This window comes from Streptomyces sp. A012304 (assembly GCF_026008495.1).
GTDB lineage: Bacteria > Actinomycetota > Actinomycetes > Streptomycetales > Streptomycetaceae > Streptomyces.
Map to the genome: position 1 here is coordinate 294,199 of NZ_BQUN01000182.1, position 6,824 is coordinate 301,022.

General features: G+C 71.0%; 6 protein-coding genes. All 6 read left to right on the forward strand.

What is annotated here, in order from left to right; translation table 11 throughout:
- The coding region (locus tag ALMP_RS37355; protein WP_264936410.1) for an NAD(P)/FAD-dependent oxidoreductase at positions 1–1,064 on the forward strand (1,064 nt) is incomplete at its 5' end.
- A complete protein-coding gene (locus ALMP_RS37360) occupies positions 1,061–2,512 on the forward strand; it encodes a class I adenylate-forming enzyme family protein (protein ID WP_264936411.1) in 1,452 nt (483 codons plus the stop codon). The genes ALMP_RS37355 and ALMP_RS37360, both read left to right, overlap by 4 nt.
- 118 nt (positions 2,513–2,630) lie before the next feature.
- A complete protein-coding gene (locus ALMP_RS37365) occupies positions 2,631–3,749 on the forward strand; it encodes an alcohol dehydrogenase catalytic domain-containing protein (RefSeq protein WP_264936412.1) in 1,119 nt (372 codons plus the stop codon).
- 92 nt (positions 3,750–3,841) lie between these two features.
- Complete coding sequence (locus ALMP_RS37370) at positions 3,842–5,032, forward strand: acyl-CoA dehydrogenase family protein (protein ID WP_264936413.1); 1,191 nt, start codon at positions 3,842–3,844, stop codon at positions 5,030–5,032.
- Between the two features lie 23 nt (positions 5,033–5,055).
- Entirely contained in the window at positions 5,056–5,961 is a 906-nt protein-coding gene (locus ALMP_RS37375) for a 3-hydroxybutyryl-CoA dehydrogenase (protein ID WP_309299588.1), read from the forward strand.
- Positions 5,962–5,965: 4 nt separating this feature from the next.
- On the forward strand, positions 5,966–6,824 hold an 859-nt coding region (locus tag ALMP_RS37380), incomplete at its 3' end, for an S-(hydroxymethyl)mycothiol dehydrogenase (RefSeq protein WP_264936414.1).

A 6,824-nucleotide genomic window follows, 5' to 3' on the forward strand; every position in this document is an offset into this window, starting at 1 on the left:
GCGTCGAGCTGGTGCCCGAGTCCTTCTACCGCGAGCGCGACATCGAGCTCCGGCTGGGCGAGCGAGTGACCTCCCTCGACACCGCCGCCCGCGCGGTGGTCACCGGCACGGGCACCCGCGTCCCGTACGACCACCTCGTCCTGGCGACCGGCGCGCGCAACCGCCGCCTGCCCGTGCCCGGGGCAGAACTGGACGGCGTACACGCGCTGCGCTCGCTCGACGACGCCCTGGCGATCGGCCGGGCGCTTGTGACGGCCCGGGACGTGGTCGTGGTGGGCGGAGGGTTCATCGGACTCGAACTCGCCCAGGTCGCCATCGCCGGCGGAGCACGCGTGACGGTGCTCGAACTGGCCGACCGGCTGCTGAGCCGAGCCGTCTCGCCCCAACTGCAGGAACACCTGCGACAGCGGCACGAAGACAGCGGTGTCCGGATCCTCACCGGCACCGGCGTGTGGGCCGTCGAAGGCGCCGGACGGGCCGAGAGGGTCGTCACGGACCAGGGCTCGCTCCCAGCCGACCTCGTCGTCTACGGCATCGGCGCCGTGCCGCGCGACGAGCTGGCCCGTGACGCCGGTCTGACCGTGGACGACGGCGTGATCGTCGACGAGCAACTCCGCTCGGTCACCGACCCGCGGATCTCCGCCGTCGGCGACTGTGCCCGCCATCCCCACCCGTACGCGGCCGGCCTGGTGCGACTGGAGTCCGTGCAGAACGCCACTGACCAGGGGGCGCTGGTCGGCCGCCGCATCGCGGGATCACCGGCCCCGTACCGGAGCCTGCCGTGGTTCTGGAGCGACCAGGGCGGCATCAAACTGCAGATCGCCGGGCTGCGTACGGACACCGACGAGGTGCGCGTGGTGCCGGGCGACTCCCCGGGCAGGCTGGCGGCGTACGCCTTCCGCGACGGCCGGCTGGTCGCCGTGGAGACGCTGAACTGGCCCGCCGAGCACCTGGCCGCCCGCCGGCTGCTGGAGCAGCAGGCGCCGGTTTCGGCCACCGACGTCACGGGGTCGACGCTCGGTGCCCTCGCTCGGGCCAGACGTGGAGCGGAGGTACGGGCATGAGCACCTGGTTCGGTGCTCACCTGGTGGTGAGCACCGCCGAGGTCGGATCCAGGACCGCGCTGGTCTTCGAGGACCGACGCTGGTCCTACGGCGAACTCGACCTCGCCGTACGACGCACTGTCGCCCACCTCGACAAGGCCGGTGTGCGCCGGGGCGATCGGGTGGTGATGCAGGGGGTGGCGCGGCCCGAGGCCCTGATCACGCTGTTCGCGGTCACACGGATGGGCGCGGTGCTGGTACCGCTCCACCCGCAGGTGACCGGCAGCGAACTCGCCGTCATCTGTGAGGAGACCGGCCCCGCGGCCGTGATCGCCGACGAGAGCTTCCCCGCGAGTACCGGCCTCCGGCTGCCCTGGGCGGACCTGAACCCCGACGCCGACGGACCCGAGGCCCTCGCATGCGACCCGCCGGCCGGTTCCGACATCGCCGTCATCGCGTTCACCTCCGGTACGTCGGGCCGTCCCAAGGGCGTCGCGCTGACCCACGACAACCTCTACTGGAGCATGCTCAACGGTCTGGCCCGACTGCCCCTCGGCGAGGAGGACACCGCGCTCGTCTCCACTCCCCTGGCCCATGTGGCCGTACTGGGCGGGCTCCCGCAGTGCACGTGGGCGCGCCGCGGCACCGTGGTCCTGGCTCCGCGCTTCGACCCGGACCTGTTTTTCGACTTGGTCCGCGAACACCGGGTCACCTGCGCCTTCGCCGTACCGGCCATGTCGGCCCTGCTGGCCCGCCACCCTCGCTTCGACGGCGGAGACCTGGACAGCCTGCGATGGATCCTGTCCGGCGGGTCACCGGCCCAGAGCGCCACCCGCGAGATGTTCCGGGCCCGCGGAGTCGGTGTGGTCAACTCCTACGGTTTGACGGAGACGAGTGCCGGGGTGACGTACTCCGCACTCGACGATGCCGCGACCTCGACCGGCCGCCCCGTCCCGCACGTGGAGCTGACCGTCGTGGACGCGACCGGGTCACCCGCTCCCGCCGGGGCGCCCGGAGAGGTCTGGGTGCGCGGACCGTCGGTCGCGGCCGAGTACTGGACCGCCGCCGGGCCGATCCCCGTGACCGACGCCGAGGGCTGGTTCCACTCCGGTGACCGGGGCCGCCTCGACGCCGAGGGCCGCCTGGAGGTCGTCGGCCGGGTCAAGGACACCATCATCACCGGCGGCGAGAACGTCGACCCCGCCGAGGTCGAGAACGCCCTCGCGGACCTGCCGGGGGTGGTCGAGGTCGCGGTGTCCGGGACACCGGATCCCGTCTGGGGCGAACTGGTGACCGCCTTCCTGGTCAGTGAGGCCGGTGAGCCGTCCCTGGACGACGTCCGCGCCCACCTCGACGGCCGGCTCGCCCGGCACAAATGGCCCCGTCGCCTCCGTGTCGTACCGGCACTGCCACGCGGAGCCACCGGGAAGCTGCAGCGGCAGCGCCTCAACACCCTGCTCGGCGACTGACCCCCGCCGGCCGGCATCCCCCACGCATCACACCGCCCCCCCACGCACCTTCCCACTCACCGAGATGGGGGCCGGCTCCACCGGCGACCTCTCCACCACCCCTCACCGAGGAGAAGCCATGAGTGCGACCATGCGAGCCGCGCGGATGCACCACGTCGGCGAACCGATGAAGCTCGAGGAACTCCCTGTCCCCGAGCCGGGTCCCGGCGATGTCCGCGTGGCCGTCCACGCCTGCAACATCGTCCCCAATCTCGCCAACATCCTGAGCATGTGGACCACCTGGTTCCCGCACAGCCCCCTGCCGACCCTTCCCGCGATCTTCGGACTCGACCCGGCCGGCGTGGTCGAGGCGGTCGGCGAAGGGGTCCACGGCCTCGACGTCGGCGACCGGGTGTACGTCAACCCGGGCCGCAGCTGCGGCTCGTGCCGCTCCTGTCGCGACAACGACTCGATCAACTGTGCCAGTTACGCCTTCGCCGGATACTTCGGCTTCTCCCCCACCGCGATCGACCTGCTCGACCGCTACCAGGGCGGCCTCGCCGAATACATGCTGGCTCCGGCGTACGCGCTGGTGAAGCTCCCCGACAACCTGTCCTTCAACACCGCCGCCCGCTTCGGCTACCTCGGCACCATGTACTCCGCCCTCCGCAAAGCCGGTGCCGGACCGGGCAAGTCGGTCCTGATCAACGGCATCAGCGGCACACTGGGCATCGGCGCGGCGCTCCTCGCCCCCGCCTTCGGGCTCACCCATGTCTACGGCACCGGCCGCGACAAGGGCCTGCTCGACCAGGTCGGCAAGCTCGGCCGCGGCCGACTGCGCCTGCATTCCCTCGACGACGGCCCGCTCGACGAGTGGATCCGCGACGAGACGGACGGCTACGGCGTCGACATCTACATCGACGCCCTCGGCCCGGGTGCGCCGCACGAGACGTTCCGGGCGGGCATGCGGGCGATGGCACGCGGCGGCATCGCGGTGAACATCGGCGCCGTCGCCGGTGATCTGCCCGTCGACATCCACCGGATGATGGACCAGCAGCTGCGCTTGATCGGATCGGCCTGGTTCACCTCCGGCGAGGGCCAGGCGATGGCCGACCTGGTCGAAGCCGGCGTGATCGACCTCAGCCCGTTGGAGCACCAGGTGTTCCCACTGGAGCAGATCAACGAGGCCATCAGCGGAATCGCCCAGCGCAACGGCGGTTTCAGCAACTTCATCATCAACCCCAGGGCCGCTTCCTGAGCCTTCTCACGGTTCCCCCTGGCCAGGGGCCGCCGGTCCACTCCCCCATGCCGGCGGCCCCGCCTTCTCACCCTCGATCTCTGGAGAAACCGATGCACGCGCAGCACGCCCCGCGCCCGGCCGACCCGCTGGACCTCGTGGAACTCGACAGCCTGCTGACCCCTGACGAGCGCGCCGTCCGTGACGCTGTCCGCACCTTCTGCGACCGGCGCGTCGAACCGCACATCGCCGAGTGGTTCGAGAACGGCGCGATCGAGGACATCCGCGGGCTCACGAAGGAACTCGGGGAGCTCGGCCTGCTGGGCATGCACCTGGAGGGCTACGGCTGCGCCGGCATGAGCGCCGTCGACTACGGCCTGGCCTGCCTGGAACTGGAAGCGACCGACTCCGGTCTGCGCTCGCTGGTCTCGGTACAGGGCTCGCTGGCGATGTTCGCCCTCCACGCGTTCGGTTCGGAGGAGCAGAAGGAGGAGTGGCTGCCCCGTCTCGCCGCGGGCACCGCCATCGGCTGCTTCGGACTCACCGAGCCCGACTCCGGCTCCGACCCGGGCGGCATGCGCACCTCCGCCCGCCGTGACGGCGACGACTGGGTCCTCGACGGACGCAAGATGTGGATCACCAACGGATCGGTCGCCGACGTCGCGGTGGTCTGGGCCCGCACCGACGACGGCATCCGCGGCTTCGTCGTCCCCACGGACGCCCCCGGCTTCTCGGCCCCCGCCATCAAGCACAAGATGTCCCTGCGTGCCTCGGTCACCAGCGAACTCGTCCTGGACTCCGTACGACTGCCCGAAAGCGCCGTACTTCCGGGGGTACGCGGCCTGCGCGGACCGCTCTCCTGCCTCAACGAGGCCCGCTACGGCATCGCCTGGGGCGCCATGGGAGCGGCCCGCTCCGCCTTCCGGGCCGCCCTGTCCTACGCCGGCGACCGCGTCCAGTTCGACCGCCCGATCAGCGCCTTCCAGCTGACGCAGGCCAAGCTGACCGACATGGCCCTGGAGGTGGCCAAGGGCACGCTGCTCGCCTTCCACCTCGGCCGGATCAAGGACGACCGCGGCCTGCGCCCCGAGCAGGTCAGTTACGGCAAGCTCAACAACACCCGCGCCGCGCTGGAGATCTGCCGCACCGCCCGCACCGTCATGGGCGCCAACGGCATCTCCCTGGAGTACCCGGTCATCCGGCACGCCAACAACCTGGAGTCGGTCGTCACCTACGAGGGCACCGTGGAGATGCACACCCTCATGATCGGCCAGGCCCTGACCGGCCAGGCGGCCTTCCGGTGAGGACAGCGGCGGAGGAGCCGGCCGTGCGGTTGCCCGGCACGGCGGAGCCGAAGGCGGACATACGCCGGGTCGGTGTCGTCGGCTGCGGCCTGATGGGCTCGGGCATCGCCGAGGTCTGCGCCCGGGCCGGCCTGGACGTGGTGATCCACGAGGTGAACACGGACGCGGCCGAGGCGGGCCTGTCCCGGATCGGCGTCTCGTTCGACCGCGCCGTCCGACGCGGAAAGCTCTCGTCCGCCGATCGTGTGGCCGCACTCGACCGCGTACGGGTCACCACCGATCTCACGGCCCTGTCCGATCGGGACCTGGTGGTGGAGGCGGCGACAGAGGACGAAGCCGTCAAGGTCGAACTGTTCGCCGAACTCGACCGGATCGTCGAGCGGGAGGACGCGCTGCTGGCGTCGAACACCTCCTCACTGCCCATCATGAAGCTGGGCGTGGCCACCACACGGCCGCACCAGGTGATCGGTGTGCACTTCTTCAACCCGGTCCCGGTGCTGGAACTCGTGGAGATCGTGCCGTCGCTCCTGACAGCGCCTCAGACGCAGTCCAGGGCGGAGAAGTTCGTCACACGCGTCCTGGGCAAGAAGGTGATCCGCGCCCAGGACCGGGCCGGCTTCGTGGTGAACGCCCTGCTCGTTCCCTACCTGCTGTCAGCGGTCCGGATGCTGGAGTCCGGCTTCGCCTCCGCGGAGGACATCGACACCGGAATGGTTCTGGGCTGCGCCCATCCCATGGGCCCGCTGAGTCTGGCCGATCTGATCGGTCTGGACACCCTTACCGCCATCGCCGAAGCCATGTACGCGGACTTCAAGGACCCGCTGCACGCCCCGCCGCCGCTCTTGCTGCGCATGGTCGAGGCCGGGCTCCTCGGCCGGAAGTCGGGGCGCGGCTTCCACGACTACTCGGATTCCAAGAAAGGCAACTGATCCCATGGCGCAGGAAGTACGCGGAGTGATCGCGCCCGGCAGGGGCGAGCCGGTGCGGATGGAGACGATTCTCCTACCCGAGCCTGGGCCGGGTGAGGCGCTGGTGAAGATCGAGGCGTGCGGGGTGTGCCACACCGATCTGCACTACCGCGACGGCGGCATCAACGACGACTTCCCCTTCCTGCTGGGCCACGAGGCCGCGGGCGTCGTGGAGTCGGTGGGGGAGGGCGTCACCGAGGTCGCCCCCGGTGACTTCGTGATCCTCAACTGGCGTGCGGTGTGCGGCCAGTGCCGTGCCTGTCGGCGCGGGGAGTCGTGGTACTGCTTCGCCACCCACAACGCCAAGCAGAAGATGACCCTGCTGGACGGCACGGAGCTGGCCCCGGCCCTGGGCATCGGCGCGTTTGCGGAGAAGACGCTGGTCGCGGCCGGGCAGTGCACCAAGGTCGACCCGACCGCGTCGGCGGCCGCCGCCGGTCTGCTGGGGTGCGGAGTGATGGCGGGCATCGGCGCGGCCATCAACACCGGGAACGTCGGACGGGGCGACTCGGTCGCCGTCATCGGCTGCGGTGGTGTCGGGGCCGCGGCGATCGCCGGGGCGAACCTGGCGGGTGCGGCGAAGGTCATCGCGGTCGACATCGACGACCGCAAGCTGGAGACGGCCTCGAGGCTGGGCGCGACCCACACCGTCAACTCCAAGGAGGCCGACGCGGTCGAGGCGATCCGCGACCTGACGGGCGGCTTCGGCGCCGACGTGGTCATCGAGGCGGTCGGCCGCCCGGAGACGTACAAGCAGGCGTTCTACGCCCGCGACCTCGCCGGCACGGTCGTCCTGGTCGGCGTGCCCACCCCGGAGATGAAGC

Bases quoted from the DNA above. Each gene is read 5' to 3' on its own strand.
- ALMP_RS37360 (WP_264936411.1), top strand. From the start codon at position 1,061: ATGAGCACCTGGTTCGGTGCTCACCTGGTGGTGAGCACCGCCGAGGTC.
- ALMP_RS37365 (WP_264936412.1), top strand. From the start codon at position 2,631: ATGAGTGCGACCATGCGAGCCGCGCGGATGCACCACGTCGGCGAACCG.
- ALMP_RS37370 (WP_264936413.1), top strand. From the start codon at position 3,842: ATGCACGCGCAGCACGCCCCGCGCCCGGCCGACCCGCTGGACCTCGTG.